This window comes from Halobacterium sp. KA-6, assembly GCF_021029015.1.
Taxonomy (GTDB): domain Archaea; phylum Halobacteriota; class Halobacteria; order Halobacteriales; family Halobacteriaceae; genus Halobacterium.
Map to the genome: position 1 here is coordinate 308,632 of NZ_JAJJZH010000001.1, position 17,434 is coordinate 326,065.

The window sequence follows — 17,434 nt, forward strand, 5'->3', positions numbered from 1 at the left end:
GACGCCGGTGCTACTCGACGGAGACGACGACCTTCCCCTGATGGTCGCCAGCCTCGACGTAGCGGTAGGCCTCCCGTACTTCGTCGAAGTCGAAGACGCGGTCGATTTCTGGTTCGACTTCGTCGGCGGCCATCGCGGCGAGCATTCGGTCGAACATCGCGCGGCTGCCGACGCCCATCGACCCCTCCACGCGCAGCGCCTTCCCGAGAATCGGGCCGGGGTGGACGACTGCTTCCTGGTCGGCGAGCACGCCGATGACGTGGACGTGGCCGCCGAACCCGGCCGCCTGTAGGGACTGTTCGAGCGTGCCGGCGCCACCGACTTCGACGACGTGGTCGACGCCGCCCGTCTGCTCGGCGACGACGTCGCCCCACTCCGGGGTCTCCTCGTAGTTGACGGTGACGTCCGCGCCGAGGTCGCGGGCGCGGTCGAGTTTCTCGTCGCTGGAGGACGTGACGACGACGTCCGCGCCGCGGGCGGACGCGAACTGCGTCGCGAACGTGGAGACGCCGCCCGTGCCGAGCGCCAGCACCGTTTCGTCGGCGGTGAGGTCTCCTTTCTCGACGAGTTCGCGCCACGCCGTCAGCCCCGCACACGACAGCGCCGCGCCCTGCTCGTAGGAGAGGTAGTCGGGGAGCACGGGGAGGCTGTCGGCGGGGAACGTGGCGTACTCGGCGAGCGCGCCGTCGACGTTCCCACCCGTGGTCCGCTGGATTTTCTCGGGCTCCGCGGGGCCGTCCACCCAGTCGGGGGCGAACGGCGTCGCCACGCGGTCGCCCTCCGAGAGCCGGTCGACGTCCTCGCCGACCGCCACGACGTCGCCCGCGCCGTCCGACAGCGGCACCACGGGAAGGCTCGCGCCGGGGTAGGTCAGGTCGCTGTTCGCGATAGCGAGGTCGCGGTAGTTCAGCGACGCCGCTCGCACGCGAACGAGCGCCTCGTCGCTTTCCGGTTCGGGGCGCTCGCGTTCGACCTCGACGACGCCCTCGTACTCCGGGTCGCCCTCCTGCACTTCGTATGCTCGCATACCCGTGACTCGGTCCCGTGCGGTACTTCGGTCCCCTGCTCGTCGCGGGACCCGCCGCTTCTCCGGAGCCCCAGCGAAAGACGTAGGTGGGTCGGCGGCCCCACGTTCGGCGTGGTCGACTCCGAGTTCGCGTTCGAACTCCGCGTCTGCGCGTGGGCCGAGCAGCACTGGCACCCCGACGGCGAGCGCCCCTGCATCGTCGCGCGCCAGCTCGGCACGAAGCGGCGGCGCTGGGACACCGTCGTCGTCGAGGTCGACCCCGAGGCGCTGGCGGCGCGCGCGAACTTCGGCACCGACCGGCTCGACTCGGACCTCCTGCACGTCGTCAGAAACGCGCCCGAGGACTGGGCGTTCTACCGGGACGCGCTCCCGCACCCAGGCTACCCGTGGCGTTACGTCCGCGAGGCGATTCACGAGGCCGCCGACCGCGGCGTCGTGGAGACGCGGCGGAACGGCAACAGGATAGAACTCAGGCGGAAGTGGTCGTACCCCGACTGGGTCGAGCGAATCGTCGCCATCGAGAACAAGCCCGACCTCGACGCCTCGGCGGCGGACGCGCTCGCCGACCAACTGGAGCGCGACGTGGCGCTCGGGCTCGCCGACGAGGTGTGGCTGGCGACCGAGTCCAGCGACGAGCGCGGCGCCGAGCTCGCGCTGTTCGCGGAGATGCCCGTCGAAGCCGGGGTCCTCACGTTCGCGGACGGCGAGGCGTCGGTCGCGTGGCACCCGCGGTCGCTGTCCCCCGAGTCGGTCGGCACCAGAATCACCGAGCGGCCGTCCAGCAGCGAGTTCGACCAGTCGCCCGCGAGCTTCGAGTACGTCGACGCGGACTGGAAAGCAGAGAAACGGCTCGCCATCGCCGAACGCGCGTACGAACGGGGCTGGCGCTCTTACCTCGACACGATGCAGCCGGACTGCCGGCACTTCGCGGTCCAGCGGGATGCACACGGCTACGTCCCGTACTGCGCGGCGAAGGGACGCGAGCAGACGGCCGCGGAGTGCTCGGGGTCGTGTCCCGAGTACGAGCCCGAACCGCCGACGTGGCGGCAGGGCGGGTGGCCAGTCAAGGGCGGACCGGGCGCGACGATTCGCCGCGTCCTCGACGAACGTCGGCAGCGAGAGCGGTAGCTGGTCGGGTTCGTCTCGGACGTCGGCGGCGCGCTACTGGACGAGTTCGAACTCGATGACGTGTTCGTCGCCGTACGTCGCCTGGTGTTCGTCGCGGAATTCGAAGACGTCGTCTAACGCCTCCATCTCGCGCGTGAAACTACACAGTGTGCAGGTCACCGTGTAGGGCATGGAAAACCACTACTCGAAGATACGGCCTCCAGGTGGATAGTGTCCCACGTTCACCCACATAATCAACAGCGACAGTCGGCGCGAGCGGCCGTCAGGGTCAGGCTTCCGAGGCGGCGGACTGCTCGCCGTCCCGCTCCGCGATGTTCACGTCCTCGCGCGGGACCGCGAGCTTGTACGTCGGGACGGTGCGGTGTTCGACGGTCACGATGCCCTTGCGCTTGAGCGTCTGGAGCGCGCGACGGACGTCCGCGGATTCGAGGTCCGGCACGTCGAACTCGTCGCGAACCGCGTGCAGCACCGAGACGACGCTCTCGGCGCGCTCGTCCGGGCCGGCGATGACCGCGAACACGCGGCGCTCGTTCTCGGACATGTGGACGGCGGGTGCTTCGCCGCTCTCGGGCGCCTTTCCGACGATTTCGGCGGCTTCCGCGGTCGCGCGAATCAGGCTGTTCTCGTCGCGGTAGTAGTAGTCCCGCAGCTCCGACTCGAGGTACTGGTGGACGTCGCTGCCGCTTTCCATGTCCCAGCGGTCCTGGAGCACGCCGTTTTTCGTCGGCTGGAGTTCCACGATGTCCGCCAGCCGCTCGCGGTCCTCCTCGGAGAGGGTCATGGGAGTCGGTACTCAGCGCCAGTATTTCGGGCTTGCGAAGACCCCGGCCATTATTTGCGCCGTCTACGTCCACACGCGCATGGCAGACACAGTCCGCTCCGACTTCGAGGACGGCGTCGCGACCGTCACTGTCGACCGCCCCGAGCGCCTGAACGCGCTCAACGTCGAGACGCTGCACGCGCTCCACGACGCCGTCGACGAGGCCGAACGGCGGGACGCCCGCGTGCTCGTGCTTACGGGCGCCGGCGACGACGCGTTCGTCGCGGGCGCGGACATCTCCCACATGGCCGAGATGAACTCCCAGGAAGCCCACGAGTACGCCGAACTCGGTCACGACCTCGCGGACGCCATCGAGTCGTTCCCCGCGCCGGTCGTCGCCGCCATCAACGGCTACGCGTTCGGCGGCGGGATGGAGCTCGCGCTCGCCTGCGACCTCCGCGTCGCCAGCGAGACCGCGGTGATGGGCCAGACCGAAATCGACCTCGGCATCATCCCGGGCTGGGGCGCGACCCAGCGGCTCCCCCAGCTGGTCGGCGACGAGACCGCGCGCCGGCTCGTCTACTTCGGCGACCGCCTCGACGCGACCGACGCCTACGAGGAAGGCCTCGTCGGGGAGGTCGTCGCGCACGACGAACTGGACGACCACGTCGCCGACCTCGCGGCCGACCTCGCGGAGAAATCGAAGACTGCGCTCGGCGCCGCCAAGGACGCCATCAACCAGAGCCACGAGACGCCACTCGACGCCGGGCTGGAGTACGAACGCCGGACGTGGGCGAGCCTGTTCGGGAGCCACGACCAGCGCGAGGGTATGCAAGCGTTCCTCGACGACCGCGAGCCGGACTTCGAGTAGTCCGATTAGAGGGGCAACAGTTAGGGACGTACGTCTGGTACGTTCGAGCATGGCACCCGACGTGAAACTCAACGAACTCCGGGCCGAACTCGACTCGCTCACCTACCCCGCGACCCGCGAGGACGTCCTCGCGGAGTTCGACGACGTCGTGTTGCGGTACGCGGACGGCGAAGAACACCTCGGCGACGTCGTCGGCCGCGTCACCGAGGACGTGTTCGTCAGCCCCGACGACCTCGAAGCCGCCCTCTACAACAACCTCCCGACGGAAGCCGTCGGCGAACCCGGCCAATCGGAGGGCGACGGGTGAAACAGGGGGCTTAACTTACACGACGGCCTTCACGTTGTATGGAGTTCTGCGACGAGTGCGGCTCGATGATGAAAGCGGAGGACGGCCTCTGGGTCTGCGGCGGCTGCGGGAACAAACAGCCCAAAGACCCCGACGCCTCCTTCGTCGTCACCGAAGGGCAGGAAGAGACCGAAATCGTCGACGTCAGCGACGCCCAAGACCGTGGGCTCCCGACGACGGAAGTGGTCTGCCCGAACTGTGAGAACGACCGGGCCCACTGGTACATGCAACAGATTCGGTCCGCCGACGAATCCGAGACGCGCTTCTTCATCTGCACGGAGTGCGAGCAGCGCTGGCGCGAAGACGACAACTAAAAGGACCTTTTTACTGCGGAGGGCGCGCCGCAGGCGCACCCCCGCTTGCAAAAATCTACGCTAAAAATTCCCTGCGCTCACTCCGTTCGCGCAGTGAAACGCGCGGCGAGGCCGCGCGTATGCTGGTGCTTCTGGACCCGCTCGCGAACGTCTAAATACCGAAGCGCGACCAGCGACGGCTATGCAGTAATCGAATGTGGGGCGGTGGATGCAGCGAGGCGGCGAGCCGTCCCCGAGAACGAGCCGTCGGACAGCTACGGGTTCCGCGCGAACGTCAAGTAGCCGGTGTGGCCGACGCCCGCTGTCGACGGCCGCGAACCGCGCTCGTCAAGGTCCATCTCCCGCTGAATCGTCTCGACGGTCTCCACGTTCGCCAGGCCCGCGTCCTCCGCGGCGAGGTTGACCTCGCGTGCGTCCTCCACGAACGGCGAGTAGACGGCGGCGTAGCCGCCCGAGACCAGCAGGTCGTCCGCGCGCTCGACGGCCGTCGGCGCGTTCGCGGTGTCCAAGGTCAGCAAGTCGAACTCCGCGAGGTCGTCGAGGTGGTCGGTCACGTCGCCCGTGCGAACGTCGACCGTGTCCGCGACTTCCGCGAGTTCCATGTTCTCGCGTGCGACCTCCGCGAAGTCCGGGTCGCGCTCGTAGGTCATGACGTCCGCACCTAGACGACCGAGGTAGGCGGCGAGCACTCCGGTGCCCGTGCCGGCGTCGAGCACGCGGTCGCCTCGCGACGCACCCGTGTGGCCGACGACAAGCCCGATGTCCTTGGGCATCATCGGCGCGCCCGTCCGGTCGAGGTGGTTGAACAGGTCCGGGCCGCGTAGCTCCCGGACCGTGAACGGCTCGCCGAGATGCGTCTCCACCCTCTCACCGGCTTCGACGCTCTCGGGGACGTCGATGACGCCGAGGTCGGTGTGGACCTCGTCGCCCGGTGCAGCGAGGAACTCTCGGTCCTCCCGAACGAGCAGAATCACTCCAGCCGGGAGATGGCCGCGGCGAGGTCGCCGTCGGTCGCCTCCAGCGCAGCGCGCGCGTCGGCCTCGGTGGCGCCGGTCCGCTGGACGACCAGCTCGATGTCGTCTTCGGGAATGCCGCCGCCGCTCTCGCCCGGTGCCTCGACCTCGGCCTCGGCTTCGATCTCGCCCGCGCTCTCGACGGTCTCGGGCTCGCCGATAATCTGGTAGGTCTCCTGCCCGCGGGCGTCCATCTTCGTGACGTCCGGGTTGTCGAAGACGAGCTGGTCGCCGTCGGCCCGCTTGATGACGACCTCGGTGGCATCGATTTCGTCGACGTCGATGCCCATCTGTTTCATCATCTGCTGCATCTTCTGGGGGTTCATGCCGCCTCCGCCAAACATGCCCGAAGCGTAGCGTCGCGGCGTGAAAAGGATGACGAACGACCGGTTGCGACGAGGACTCGCTTCGCTCGTCCGGTCGCTACTTCTCGACGCTGTCCCGAACCATCACTGCCATCCCGGTATCGAAGTCGAGTATCGAGCCGGCGTCGAGTTCCGCGCGGCCGACCGCGAGCAGCGCGCCGCGCTCGTGGACGACGGCGACCTCGTCGCCGGCGCGGACGTCCGGATCGACCGTCTGGACGAACTTCGCGAAGACGTTCTTCCCCTCGCGGACGAACGGCTCGCTGTCGTCACCGACGACCACGCGCGCCGCGGGGTGCGCGAGGTTGTCGACGAGTCGACGGCCGCCCGCCGCGCCGAGCGTGAAGCGGCCGTCCATCCCGACGGAGACGAGGCGCGTGCCGTCGTCGCGGGCGACCTGCTGGGGGCGGCCGGTGGTCGAGCGCTGCACCTCGAAGCGTTCCTCCGGCGGGAACAGCGCCGCGCCCGCGCCGGCTCCGAACTGGTAGTCGGCGACGGTGCGCAGCGAGTGCACGTCCGCGTCCTGCATGCGTCGAGGGTCGGCTGGCGGGCGTAAAGCCACTTCGGGTCGCTGGCGCGGGCGCCCGGAAAGTGGATGCGTTTATGTGGTGTGGGCCGCAACCCAGAGGCATGAACGAGACCGCGAAAATCGGGATTGCGGCGGTGCTGCTCGCTGTCGGCGCCGCGATGTTGGTGTGGGCGAGCTTCGACCCCTCGGGGACGACACTGCTGCTGGTCGTGGCGGCCGTCGCGACGACGCTGCTGGCCGCCGGGTCGCTGTTGATGGGGTCGACCGGCACCGACGGTCGGATGGTTTAGAGTAGGAACGTCTCTTCTCGCTCGCTGAGGTCGACGAACGCGTCGGCGACGTCCACGAGTTCCTCCGCGGTGGACTCCTCGAAGGCCATTACTTCCACGCGGACGCCCTCGTGGCGGAGGTGGTTGCAGAGCCGCGAGAAGTCGCCGTCGCCCGTACAGAGCACGACGGTGTCGACGTGGTCGGCGAGCGTCACCGCGTCGAGGCTCATGCCGACGTCCCAGTCGGCCTTCTTGGAGCCGTCGCCGAACGTCTTGATGTCCTTGATTTTCGTCTCGAAGCCGATGTCCCGCAGCGCGTCGAAGAAACTGTCCTCGTCCTCGGACTGGGCGCGGATGACGTACGCGATGGCGCGCGTCAGTTCGCGTTCCTGGACGGCCTTCTCGAGGAGCGAGGAGTAGTCGATGTTCCGAGAGTAGACGCTCTGCGCGGAGTGATAGAGGTTCTGCGAGTCGGCCAGCACGGCGACTCGCTGCCCCGGTTGGATTGGAGCCATACTGACCGTACGCGCCGGCGCCGTAAAGAAGGTACGCGACCCGCCCGGTCAGGCAGGCGGCGTGTCGTGGCGCGTCAGCGACAGCGAGTCGGGGTCGAGTTCGTAGTACGACTCCCACGCGGGCGCCAGCGAGACCACGTGCGTGGGGCCGAACTGGGTCTCGGCGTGCTCGTGGTGGTGGCCGACCAGACAGAGGTCGGGTTCGAGGGTCTCGAGGATGTCGTCGATGTGCTTGCAGCCGACGTCGTACTCCTCCGTGACCGGGAGCCCGTGCGGGGCTTCGTGCGCGAGGAAGACGTCCACGTCGTCGAGCTGCTTGGCTCGCTCGACATCGTCGCGGACGAAGTGGCGGCGGCGGTCGTCGTAGAGCTGCTCGCGGGACTTCTCGAACTGCGTGGGCGCGTAGTTCCCGGAGAGCCCGGCGACGCGCAGGCCGTCGACGGTTTCGGCGGTGCTGTGGAGGAGGTAGGCGTTCGAGACGTCGTCGCTCTCGATGCGGCCGTGGCGCAGCGCCTCGACGACGTCGAAGTCCTCGTTGTTGCCGCCGATGAAGTAGGTCGGAATCGGGAGGTCGTAGTACATGAGGTCCCCGGCCTGGAGCGCGACGTCGGCGTCGGCCGCGCGGTACGCGGCGAACAGCGACTGCCGTCGGTCGGTCGTGCTCGCGTGTGCGTCCCCGAGGACTAGCATCTACACGGACCTGTGACTAGACGCGGCAAAAACCTCCCGGTGCGCGCTCGGCGGGTCGGCAGTCCTTGCGTGCGGCGACAACTCTTTGTCCCCCGCTGCCCACACTTGAGCGTATGAGTGGTGCTCTCGGCACACGGTTCAGCGCCGTCGAGAGTGCCGTCTCCTTCTCGGGTAAACGCAAACGCAGCACAGCCGACACGTACGGCTCGCTGCGGGCGTAGCACTCCCGTGCCGGGCCGCCGACGGACGCACGGCCCGCACACCGACTCCGACGCGACACCCAAACCCAGATGGACCACACAACATTCGTGAACGGCGTCTTCCCGGCGATGACGACGCCGTTCACGGCCGACGGTAGCATCGATTTCGACCGACTCCGAGCACACGCGCGACGCCTCGTCGACAGCGGCGTCGACGGCCTCGTGCCCGTGGGTTCGACCGGCGAGAGCGCGACGCTCACCCACGACGAGCACGTGGAGGTCGTGGAAGCCGTCGTCGCCGAAGCCGGCGACGAAGTCCCGATTATCGCGGGCGCCGGCAGCAACTCCACGCACGAGGCGCTGGGGCTCTCCCAGCGCTCCGTGGACGCGGGCGCGGACGCCCTGCTGCTCATCTCCCCGTACTACAACAAGCCCGAACCCGAGGGCATGGAGGCACACTACCGGGAAATCGCCGACCGCGTAAACGTGCCCCAAATCATCTACAACGTGCCCTCGCGGACCGGCCGCAACATCGCCATCGAGACCGCCGAGGCGCTCGCGAGCCACGAGAACATCGTCGGCTACAAGGCTGCCAGCGGCGACGTCGGCCGCATCAGCGAGGTCGTCGAGCGCACACGCGAGGAGGACTTCGGCGTGCTCTCCGGCGACGACGGCCTGACGCTGCCCGTTCTCTCGGTCGGCGGCACCGGGACCATCAGCGTCACCGCGAACGTCGAACCCGAGCGCGTCAGCGACCTCGTCTGGTCGGCCCACGACGGCGACTACGAGGCCGCGCGCCAGCGCCACCAGGAACTCGAACCGCTGAACCGCGCGCTGTTCGCGGAGACGAACCCGATTCCCGTGAAGGCCGCTCAGGAGATTCTGGGTCACGGTCCCGCGAACTACCGCTCGCCGCTCACCGATGCCTCCGAGGAGACGCGCGAACGGCTCCGCGCGGCGCTGGACGCGCTCGACGACGCGGAGGTACCCGCATGAGAATCGGGGTCACTGGCGCGACCGGGCGGATGGGCCGCGAGGTCCGCGAGGAGGCCGCCGAGCGCGGCGTCGAAGTGGCGTTCGCGACGACCCGCGACCCCGGCAGCAACCTCGACCCCGACAGCGAGTTCGCGTCACTCGTCGAAGCCGAGAATCCTGACGCGGTCGTGGACTTTACCGTGCCGGAGGCGAGCGTGGAGTACGTGACCGCCTGCGCGGCCGCCGGCGTCCCCATCGTCGTCGGCACCACCGGCTTTGACGACGACCAACTGGACGCGCTCCGGGACGCGGGCAGCGACGCGCCCGTGCTGCTCGGCGCGAACTTCTCGCGGGGCATCCAGGCCCTCCTAGACGTGGTCGAGCAGGCAGTCGGGTCGCTCCCCGAGTACGACGTGGAGGTCACCGAGACCCACCACAACGGGAAGCGCGACGCGCCCAGCGGCACCGCGAACGTGCTGCTGGACCGTATCGAAGACGAGCGGGGCGAATCTGAACGGGTCCACGGTCGCGTGGGCGACCAGCCCCGCGAGGAGGGCGAAATCGGCGTACACGCGCGCCGAGCCGGCGACGTCACCGGCGAGCACGAGGCGCTGCTCGCCGGGAACGGCGAAGTGCTGGAACTCACACACCGCGCGGGCGACCGGTCGGTGTTCGCGGCGGGCGCGCTCGACGCCGCCGCGTGGCTCGCCGACCAGCCCGCGGAGTTTTACCGATTCGAGGAGGTTGCTTCCGAACTATGAGTCTGGAATCTGACGTACGAGACCTGTGGCACCGACACGAAGACGGCGACCTGACGGCAGAGACCGCGAACGCGGACGACGCGGACACGCTCGAAGCGTTCCTCGACGCGCTCGAAGCCGGGGACGTGCGCGCCGCCGAGCATTCCGGCGGCGAGTGGGAGGCCGTCGAGTGGGTCAAGCGCGGCGTGCTCCTGAACTTCGCGCTCCGCGAGACCGAGCCCCGCGAGTACGGCGACGTCACCTACCACGACGTGCTCCCGCTTCGCGACACCGACGACCTCTACGAGCGCGGCACGCGGAACACGCCCGACGGCACGGTGCTCCGCCGTGGCGCGCACCTCGGCTCGGACTGCATCGTGATGTCCCCGGCGTTCGTGAACATCGGCGCGCACGTCGGCGACGGCACGCTCGTCGACTCCTGTGACACCGTCGGCTCCTGCGCGCAAATCGGCGAGGACGTGAAGCTCGGCGCGAACACGCTCATCGGCGGCGTGCTCGAACCCGTCGAGAGCGCGCCCGTCGTCGTCGAGGACGGCGTCTCGCTGGGCGCGGGCTGCCGGGTCACCTCCGGGTTCGTCGTCGGCGAGGGCTCCGTCGTCGGCGAGAACACGCTGCTGACGCCGCGCATCCCCGTCTACGACCTCGTCGAGGAGGAGATTCTGTACGGCGAACTGCCGCCCGAGCGCCGCGCGTTCACGCGCTACGTCGAGTCCAGCGTCGGCGACCACGACCTCTTCGACGGCGGCGCGTTCAAGCCCGCCGTCGTCGCGATGGACCTCGAAGCGGAGACGCTCGACGCGACCCAGCGCGAGGAGGTTCTGCGGTCGTGACGCGCGTCGAGGCCCCCGCCGTGCGGCGGCTCGCGGACTGGTCGGCGGCCGACCTCCGCGACCTCGCAGCCGAGTACGAGACGCCGCTGTACGTGCAGGACCTCGACCGTGTCAGGGAGAACTACGACCGGCTCGCGGCCGCGTTCCCGGACGCCGACGTCCACTACGCCGTGAAGGCCAACGCCGGCCGCGCGGTCCTCGAAGCGCTCCGGGACGCGGGCGCCGGCGCGGAGTGCGCGTCCGCCGGCGAAGTGTACCGCGCGCTCGACGCCGGCTACGAACCCGACGAGATTCACTACACGGCCGTCAATCCGCCCGCCCGCGACCTCGACTACGTGCTCGACGCGGCACCTGCGGCGACGTTCGTCGTGGGCGCCCGCGACACAATCGACCGCCTCGAAGAGCGCGGCTTCGACGGCCGACTCGCGGTCCGCGTCCACCCCGGCGTCGGTGCGGGCCACAGCGACGAGGTGGCGACCGGCGCGGACGCCAAATTCGGCATCCCCCACGAGCGCGCGGCGGACGTACTCCGCGAGGCCGACGCCCGCGGCTTCGACGTGGTCGGGATTCACGCCCACGTCGGCAGCGGGATGCTCTCCGAATCGGACGTCGACGCCCACCGCGAGGTCGTCGAACGCCTCGCCGCGGTCGCACGCGACGCGCCCGTGGCCCTCGAATTCGTGGACGTCGGCGGCGGCTTCGGCGTCCCGTATCGCCCCGAGGAGGACCCGCTGGACCTCGACGCAGTCGCGGACGCGACCCGGGACGCGCTCGTGGACGTGGACGCCGAACTCGTCGTCGAACCCGGGCGCTTCCTCGTCGCGGACGCCGGCGTCCTCCTGACCGAAGTGAACACCGTCAAGCGCACCGACGGCCCGACGCTCGCTGGCGTCGACGCCGGCATGACGACGCTGCTCCGTCCCGCGCTCTACGACGCCCACCACGAAGTGCGCACGCTGACCCGCGACAGCCACAACCGCCCAGACCGTACAGTTACGGTCGTCGGGCCCATCTGTGAGAGCACAGACGTACTCGCGGAGCGCCGACGGCTCCCACGACCGGAGCGCGGCGACCTGCTCGCAGTCGGGAACGCAGGTGCGTACGGCGTCGAGATGGCGTCCCAGTACAACTCCCGACCGCGACCCGCCGTCGTCGCCGTGGAGGGCGGCGACCACCGGCTCGCCCGCGAACGCGACTCGCTGTCCGACCTCGCCACCCCAGAACGATGATTCCCGTACACAGCCCACACCCCGCCCCAGAACGATGATTCCCTACGAACGATACCACGGCACCGGCAACGACTTCGCAATCGTCGACGCGTCGAACTACGTCCCCGACCGCGGGGCGTTCGCCGAGCGGCTCTGCGCCGACCTCGGCATCGACGGCGTCCTGTTCCTCGCGCTGGAGGACCGCTACACGCCGCCGCGCGCGGTGATGACGCTGCGCCAGCCCGACGGCTCCACCGCCGACATGTGCGGGAACGGGGCGCGCTGCGCGGCCCGCTGGGTCGCCGAGCAGACCGGCGCGGACGCCGTGATGCTGGACACGCAGGCGGGGACGCGGCGCGCGGACCTCGACGGCGCGGAGGTCACCGTGGAGATGGGCGAGCCGTCGTTCGCGCCCCGCGACGTGCCGGCGTTCCGCGACGAGCCGATGGAGCGCGAGGAACTGGCGGACTACGAGGTCACCGCCGTGAACACGGGCGTCCCCCACGCCGTCGTGTTCGTCGACGACGTCGACGACGTGGACATCGAGGCGGCCGCGCCCGACATTCGCCACCACGAGGCGTTCCCGGACGGCGCGAACGTCACGTTCGCGTCCCCGGACGGCGAGGACGCGTTCCGCCAGCGCACGTTCGAGCGCGGCGTCGAGGGCGAGACCGACTCCTGTGGCACGGGCGCGGTCGCGGTTGCCGCCGTCGCGCGCCGCGAGGGCCGCTGCGGGGACCGGGTCGCGGTCCGACCGCCGGGTGGCGAACTCCACGTCGACCTCTCGGATACCACCGCGACGCTGCGCGGCCCGACCGAGCACGAGGTCGACGGGGAAGCCGAGGTCGTCTCCGCGCGCCAGCTCGATGCCTGACTCGTTCTCCGTTCTGGACTTCCACGAGCGCGCAGTCCGTACGCCCTCCCACGAGGACGTTACGGAGATGCGCGAACTGCTCGTCGCGACGCTGCGCGAGCACGGCCACGACCCCGCGGTCGACGACGCCGGGAACGTCCTCGCGTCGAAGGGAACTGGGGAGCCCCACGTCGTCCTGAACACGCACATCGACACCGTGCCGCCGCACGTCGACTTCGCGCGGGACGGCGACGTCGTCGAGGGCCGGGGGGCCTGCGACGCGAAGGGGCCGCTGGCCGCGCTGCTCGCCGCATTCTTCGCCGTCGACGCCGACGAGGGGAAGGTAACGCTCGCGATTACGCCCGACGAGGAGACGGACTCGATGGGCGCGGCAGCGCTCGACCTCGACCCGGACGGGTTCGTCGTGGGCGAGCCGACTGACCTCGACGCGTGCACGAGCGCCCGTGGCCGCTTCCAGGGCACCGTCGAACTCGCGGGCGAGGGCGCACACGCCGCCGAGCCCGAGACGGGCGCGAACGCGGTCGCCGCGGCCGAGCAGGCGCTCGAAGCGGTCCGGACGTACGACGCGTCCCGTGGCGCTGCCGAGCATCCGGAACTCGGGCCGCCGACGCTCACGCCCACGCGCATTGCGGGCGGGGACGCCGCGAACCGCGTGCCCGACGACTGTACAATCGTCTTCGACCGGCGGACCGTCCCGCCGGAGACGCAGACGGAGTTCTTCGACGGCTTCGCGGCGCACGTCCGGGACGAGGTCCCGGAGCACGTCGGCGTCGCTGTCCAGCCAGCGGAACGAGAGACGCCGTTCCTCGAAGCGTTCGACACGGCCGACGACAGCGCCGTCGTCGAAGCGCTCGTCGACGCGGGCGCTGGCAGCCCGCGGCCGTTCGGCGCTGCGACGGAAGCTTCCTACTTCGCCGCGGACGCACCAACGGTCGTCTTCGGGCCGGGCGTGCTCGCCGACGACGAGGGACCGGTCGCCCACGCCCAGCGCGAGTACGTCCACCGGTCGGACGTGGAGCGCGCCGCCGAAATCCTCACGGATGCGCTGGACGCGCTGGTCTAACCGAAGAAGACGTCCGCGAGGTCGGTGCCGCGCGAGGCGACGTCCGCGTACAGTTCGGTGTACCCGCAGGACGTGCAGGTCACGGTCTGGAAGTTGTTCGTCTGGATGTCGAAGAGTTTGGAGAGCCCGGAGCCGGTCGCCGAGATGGAGCCGACGTCGACTTCGTCGTGACCACACTTCGGGCAGCCGTCGTGTTCGTTCGGGGACACGCGTGGCCGGTGCGCGGCGCCGCGGCATAAGTTTTCAGGGCCACAACACACTTCGGGCGACGAGCACTCTGCTGCCACCGTGACACCGCTCGGGCTCTCGCGGTTCTTCCTCGGCGTCGCCGGCGTCGCCTACGGCACGGCGATCCTCGTCGAGCCGCGCGTGCTACGGGACGCCGTAGGCCGCGTGTTCGACGTCGAGTCCCGGGAGTTGTCGGCGAGAGCGGCGCGCTGGCGGCGCGTCGCGGGCGTATCACTCGTCGCCGCCGGCATGTTCCTCCTCGTGTTCGCGTAGTCAGGCGTCGCGCGCGATGTCGCCGGCGACGCCGGTGTACGACGCGGGCGTGAGCGCGAGCAGTTCCTCGCGCACCGACTCCTCGACGTCCAGTTCCGCGAACAGGTCGTGGAAGTCCTCGAGGGTGACGCGCTCGCCGCGCGTGAGTTCCTTCACGCGCTCGTAGGCGTCGCCGTGGCCCTCGCGGCGGAGAATCGTCTGGACGGCCTCCCCGATGACCTCGGGGTTGGCTTCGAGGTCCTCGCGCATGACTTGCTCGTTGGGCGTGACCTTCGCGAGCCCGTTCTGGAGTTTCGTGTACGCGAGCAGGCAGTACGACAGCGACGCGCCGATGTTGCGCTTGACCGTCGAGTCCGAGAGGTCGCGCTGGAGGCGGCTCGTCGCGAGGTACTCCGAGAGGAAGTCGAGGTCGCTGTCGGCCTTCGAGAGGTTGCCCTCGGCGTTCTCGAAGTCGATTGGGTTGACCTTGTGCGGCATCGTCGAGGAGCCCGTCTCGGACTTGGCGGCTTCCTGCCCGAGGTAGCGCTGGGAGACGTACAGCCAGACGTCGCGCGAGAGGTCCAGCAGGACGCCGTTGACGCCCGTGAGCGCGCCGAACAGCGCGCCGAAGTCGTCGCTCGGGTTCACCTGCGTCGTGGGTTCGACGTACGACAGGCCGAGGCCTTCCACGAAGTCGCGGGAGAACGCGCGCCAGTCGACCTCGGGGAACGCGGCGTGGTGGGCGGCCCACGTACCGGACGCGCCCGCGAGTTTCCCCGCGAGGTCGCCGCTGGCGGCCTCGACGCGCGCGATTGCGCGGCCGAGCCGGGCGGCGTAGACGGCCATCTCCTTGCCGAACGTCGTCGGCGTCGCGGGCTGACCGTGGGTGCGCGCGAGCATCGGGAGGTCGGCGTAGTCGTGCGCGAACTCCACGAGCGCGTCCCGCACCTCGCGGAGTTCCGGCACGAGCACGTCCTCGACGGCGGGCTTGACGAGCAGGCGGTGCGCGAGGTTGTTGACGTCCTCGCTGGTGAGCGCGAAGTGAATCCACGGATGCGCGCGCTCGGGGGCGTGCTCGCGGACGAAGTACTCGACGGCCTTCACGTCGTGGTTGGTTGCGTCGTAGCCCCGCGCGCCCTCGGTCTCGATGGCCTTCACGAGCGCCGCGTCCTCGTCGTCGAAGCCCTCGTAGGCCGCGCGCAGCGTCTCGCGCTCTTCGTCGGTGAGGTCGAGGTCGACCTCGTCGAGGTCGGCGAGCGCGAGCAAGTACTCGACTTCGACGCGGACGCGAGCGCGCATCAGCGCCGCCTCGCTGGCGTACGCTCGGAGCGGTTCGGTGCGGCCCGCGTAGCGGCCGTCCAGCGGCGTCACGGCGTGGAGGGCGTGGGTGTCGGTCATGCCTCGGAGTGGCCGCGCTCGCGGCAAAAGCCTGCCGGTCGAGCGAACCACGAGCGTGCATACACTCGAGGGAATAGCGGCAACAGACGCATATTTCTATGCTAGTTCGTGCATACCTCCTGGGCGCGAACCGCAACCACTTTGCCCGCGGACGCCGGTCGGTGGGACATGACGAACGTAGCCGGTCTGGCCAGCAACCGCGGCCGAAACCTCCTGCACATCGACGACCTGCGGCCCGGCGGCGCCGACCTCGCCGTCGTGCTCGCGGACGACCCGGACGCGCCGGTCCTCGACGCGGCCGACGCTCGGGGCATCCCCACGGAAGTCGTCAAGCACCGCGACGACGAGTCCCGGCGCGACCACGAGCAGCGCGTCGTCGACGCCCTCGACGAGTACGACGTCGACCTCGTCTGCCTCGACGGCTACATGCGCGTGCTCTCGGAGGTGTTCCTGGAGGCGACGCCGCTCACGCTGAACGTCCACCCGAGCCTCCTGCCGTCGTTCCCCGGCGCGGACGCCCACGAGCAAGTGCTGGACGCGGAGGTCTCCGTGACGGGCTGCACGGTCCACGTCGTCACGAACGCCGTCGCCGACGACGGTAGCGTCCGCACCGAGGACGTCGACGCCGGCCCCGTCGTCACGCAGGAGCCGGTTCCGGTCTACGCGGACGACGACGAGAGCGACCTCAAGGAGCGCGTGCTCTACGAGGCCGAGTTCGAGGCGTACCCGCGCGCCGTGCGCTGGGCGGCGAACGGCGACCTCGACGTCACCTCTGAGGGCGTCACCGTCGACGCTGACACGGGCGGCGACTTCCCGGTGCGCCGGCTCGTGAGCAACGACCGCGACAGCGACCTGCGCTACGGCGAGAACCCCCACCAGGACGCCGCGCTCTACCGCGACGACACCTGCGAGGAGGCCAGCGTCGTCCACGCCGACCAGCTCAACGAGGGCGCGAAGGCGCTCTCGTACAACAACTACAACGACGCCGACGGTGCGCTCAACCTCATCAAGGAGTTCGACGAGCCCGCCGCCGCCGTCATCAAGCACACCAACCCCGCGGGGGCCGCGGTCGCTGACACGCTCGCCGAGGCCTACGCCGACGCGCTCGCCACCGACGCCAAGAGCGCGTTCGGCGGCATCGTCGCGCTCAACCGCGAGTGCGACCCCGAGACCGCGGAACTCGTCGTCGACTCCTTCAAGGAGGTCGTCGTCGCGCCCGGCTACACCGACGCCGCGCTCGACGTGCTCACCGCCAAGGACAACCTCCGCGTGCTCGAAACCGGCCCACTCGGCGAGGTCACCGAGACCATCACGGAGAAGCCGCTGGTCGGCGGCCGCCTCGTGCAGGAACGGGACCTCTGGGCGCCCGAGCGCGACGACCTCGAAGTCGTCACGGAGCGCGAACCCACCGAGGACGAATTCGAGACGATGCTGTTCGCGTGGCGCGTGCTCAAGCACGTCAAGTCCAATGGCATCCTGTTCGCGGACGGCACCGAGACGGTCGGCCTCGGCGTCGGCCAGGTCTCTCGCGTGGACGCCGTCGAACTCGCCGCGAAGAAAGCAGAGCGGGACGCCGACGGCAAGAACGCGGAGGGCGCCGTGATGGCCTCCGACGCGTTCTTCCCGTTCCCGGACGGCATTGAGGCCGCCGCCGACGCGGGCGTCGAAGCCGTCATCCAGCCCGGCGGCTCCGTCAACGACGAGGACGTCATCGAGGAAGCGAACGAGCACGGGATGGCGATGGTGTTCACCGGCCACCGCACCTTCAGACACGACTGAGTAGCCTCGGTTTCGAAGGAGAGTGGAGCGCCAGCGGAT

At 69.8% G+C, this 17,434-nt stretch carries 22 protein-coding genes; 13 read left to right on the plus strand and 9 right to left on the minus strand.

The genetic code is table 11. The annotated features are described in order from the left end of the window. Positions 1-10: 10 nt before the first annotated feature. Complete coding sequence (locus LPA46_RS01775) at positions 11-1,027, minus strand: zinc-dependent alcohol dehydrogenase family protein (protein ID WP_230891105.1); 1,017 nt, start codon at positions 1,025-1,027, stop codon at positions 11-13. 111 nt (positions 1,028-1,138) lie between these two features. Here LPA46_RS01775 and LPA46_RS01780 point away from each other — a divergent pair, with 111 nt between their 5' ends. Then, complete coding sequence (locus LPA46_RS01780; protein WP_230891106.1) at positions 1,139-2,155, plus strand: DUF5787 family protein; 1,017 nt, start codon at positions 1,139-1,141, stop codon at positions 2,153-2,155. Positions 2,156-2,423: 268 nt separating this feature from the next. On the opposite strand, the gene LPA46_RS01785 is transcribed toward LPA46_RS01780, so the two are convergent. Then, positions 2,424-2,936 (minus strand): DUF5797 family protein, encoded by a 513-nt coding sequence (locus LPA46_RS01785; protein WP_230891107.1) that lies wholly within the window; start codon positions 2,934-2,936, stop codon positions 2,424-2,426. 79 nt (positions 2,937-3,015) lie between these two features. Here LPA46_RS01785 and LPA46_RS01790 point away from each other — a divergent pair, with 79 nt between their 5' ends. Genes LPA46_RS01790 through LPA46_RS01800 form a run of 3 tightly spaced genes read left to right on the plus strand, consistent with a single transcriptional unit; the run spans position 3,016 to position 4,446 of the window. After that, positions 3,016-3,786: an enoyl-CoA hydratase/isomerase family protein gene (locus tag LPA46_RS01790; RefSeq protein ID WP_230891108.1), complete on the plus strand. Its 771-nt coding sequence runs from the start codon at positions 3,016-3,018 to the stop codon at positions 3,784-3,786. A 49-nt stretch (positions 3,787-3,835) separates the two neighbouring features. Continuing rightward, on the plus strand, positions 3,836-4,093 hold the full coding sequence (locus tag LPA46_RS01795) for a DUF5789 family protein (protein WP_230891109.1): 258 nt from the start codon (positions 3,836-3,838) through the stop codon (positions 4,091-4,093). A 38-nt stretch (positions 4,094-4,131) separates the two neighbouring features. Further along, on the plus strand, positions 4,132-4,446 hold the full coding sequence (locus LPA46_RS01800) for a transcription factor S (RefSeq protein ID WP_230887684.1): 315 nt from the start codon (positions 4,132-4,134) through the stop codon (positions 4,444-4,446). 254 nt (positions 4,447-4,700) lie between these two features. On the opposite strand, the gene LPA46_RS01805 is transcribed toward LPA46_RS01800, so the two are convergent. The 3 genes from LPA46_RS01805 to LPA46_RS01815 all read right to left on the minus strand — a co-directional run bounded on the left by LPA46_RS01805 (position 4,701) and on the right by LPA46_RS01815 (position 6,353). Beyond that, positions 4,701-5,420 (minus strand): methyltransferase domain-containing protein, encoded by a 720-nt coding sequence (locus LPA46_RS01805; protein ID WP_442908191.1) that lies wholly within the window; start codon positions 5,418-5,420, stop codon positions 4,701-4,703. Beyond that, complete coding sequence (locus LPA46_RS01810) at positions 5,417-5,803, minus strand: nascent polypeptide-associated complex protein (RefSeq protein ID WP_230891110.1); 387 nt, start codon at positions 5,801-5,803, stop codon at positions 5,417-5,419. The genes LPA46_RS01805 and LPA46_RS01810 overlap by 4 nt, the downstream gene beginning before the upstream one ends. 79 nt (positions 5,804-5,882) lie before the next feature. Next, positions 5,883-6,353: a PUA domain-containing protein gene (locus tag LPA46_RS01815; RefSeq protein ID WP_230891111.1), complete on the minus strand. Its 471-nt coding sequence runs from the start codon at positions 6,351-6,353 to the stop codon at positions 5,883-5,885. Between the two features lie 101 nt (positions 6,354-6,454). On the opposite strand from LPA46_RS01815, the gene LPA46_RS01820 reads away from it, so the two are divergent. Continuing rightward, the gene (locus LPA46_RS01820; protein ID WP_230887681.1) at positions 6,455-6,643 is read left to right on the plus strand and encodes a hypothetical protein; all 189 of its coding nucleotides are present in this window, start codon (positions 6,455-6,457) and stop codon (positions 6,641-6,643) included. On the opposite strand, the gene LPA46_RS01825 is transcribed toward LPA46_RS01820, so the two are convergent. Continuing rightward, positions 6,640-7,137, minus strand: a complete 498-nt coding sequence (locus LPA46_RS01825; protein ID WP_230887680.1) for a LabA-like NYN domain-containing protein — start codon at positions 7,135-7,137, stop codon at positions 6,640-6,642. The two genes, LPA46_RS01820 and LPA46_RS01825, sit on opposite strands and share 4 nt — an antisense overlap. 48 nt (positions 7,138-7,185) lie before the next feature. After that, on the minus strand, positions 7,186-7,827 hold the full coding sequence (locus LPA46_RS01830) for a metallophosphoesterase family protein (protein ID WP_230891112.1): 642 nt from the start codon (positions 7,825-7,827) through the stop codon (positions 7,186-7,188). 290 nt (positions 7,828-8,117) lie between these two features. Here LPA46_RS01830 and dapA point away from each other — a divergent pair, with 290 nt between their 5' ends. Genes dapA through LPA46_RS01860 form a run of 6 tightly spaced genes read left to right on the plus strand, consistent with a single transcriptional unit; the run spans position 8,118 to position 13,738 of the window. Next, positions 8,118-9,023 carry a 4-hydroxy-tetrahydrodipicolinate synthase gene (dapA, locus tag LPA46_RS01835; protein ID WP_230891113.1) on the plus strand — a complete coding sequence of 302 codons (906 nt, stop codon included), beginning with the start codon at positions 8,118-8,120 and terminating at the stop codon, positions 9,021-9,023. Beyond that, a complete protein-coding gene (dapB, locus tag LPA46_RS01840; RefSeq protein ID WP_230891114.1) occupies positions 9,020-9,763 on the plus strand; it encodes a 4-hydroxy-tetrahydrodipicolinate reductase in 744 nt (247 codons plus the stop codon). The genes dapA and dapB overlap by 4 nt, the downstream gene beginning before the upstream one ends. After that, positions 9,760-10,593: a 2,3,4,5-tetrahydropyridine-2,6-dicarboxylate N-succinyltransferase gene (locus LPA46_RS01845; RefSeq protein WP_230891115.1), complete on the plus strand. Its 834-nt coding sequence runs from the start codon at positions 9,760-9,762 to the stop codon at positions 10,591-10,593. The genes dapB and LPA46_RS01845 overlap by 4 nt, the downstream gene beginning before the upstream one ends. Further along, positions 10,590-11,822 carry a diaminopimelate decarboxylase gene (gene lysA, locus LPA46_RS01850; RefSeq protein WP_230891116.1) on the plus strand — a complete coding sequence of 411 codons (1,233 nt, stop codon included), beginning with the start codon at positions 10,590-10,592 and terminating at the stop codon, positions 11,820-11,822. Before LPA46_RS01845 ends, lysA begins: the two co-directional genes overlap by 4 nt. A gap of 34 nt (positions 11,823-11,856) precedes the next feature. Next, positions 11,857-12,675 (plus strand): diaminopimelate epimerase, encoded by an 819-nt coding sequence (gene dapF, locus LPA46_RS01855; protein ID WP_230891117.1) that lies wholly within the window; start codon positions 11,857-11,859, stop codon positions 12,673-12,675. Then, the gene (locus tag LPA46_RS01860; RefSeq protein WP_230891118.1) at positions 12,668-13,738 is read left to right on the plus strand and encodes a M20/M25/M40 family metallo-hydrolase; all 1,071 of its coding nucleotides are present in this window, start codon (positions 12,668-12,670) and stop codon (positions 13,736-13,738) included. The genes dapF and LPA46_RS01860 overlap by 8 nt, the downstream gene beginning before the upstream one ends. Here LPA46_RS01860 and LPA46_RS01865 read toward each other — a convergent pair. Next, positions 13,735-13,947, minus strand: a complete 213-nt coding sequence (locus LPA46_RS01865) for a zinc ribbon domain-containing protein (RefSeq protein ID WP_230887672.1) — start codon at positions 13,945-13,947, stop codon at positions 13,735-13,737. The genes LPA46_RS01860 and LPA46_RS01865 overlap by 4 nt on opposite strands. A gap of 79 nt (positions 13,948-14,026) precedes the next feature. On the opposite strand from LPA46_RS01865, the gene LPA46_RS01870 reads away from it, so the two are divergent. After that, positions 14,027-14,239, plus strand: coding sequence for a hypothetical protein (locus LPA46_RS01870; protein ID WP_230891119.1), 213 nt, complete (start codon positions 14,027-14,029; stop codon positions 14,237-14,239). Here the strand turns inward: LPA46_RS01870 and purB are convergent, their stop codons facing one another. Then, positions 14,240-15,616, minus strand: a complete 1,377-nt coding sequence (purB, locus tag LPA46_RS01875) for an adenylosuccinate lyase (RefSeq protein WP_230891120.1) — start codon at positions 15,614-15,616, stop codon at positions 14,240-14,242. 168 nt (positions 15,617-15,784) lie between these two features. On the opposite strand from purB, the gene purH reads away from it, so the two are divergent. Continuing rightward, on the plus strand, positions 15,785-17,395 hold the full coding sequence (gene purH, locus LPA46_RS01880; protein ID WP_230891121.1) for a bifunctional phosphoribosylaminoimidazolecarboxamide formyltransferase/IMP cyclohydrolase: 1,611 nt from the start codon (positions 15,785-15,787) through the stop codon (positions 17,393-17,395). Positions 17,396-17,434: the final 39 nt, after the last annotated feature.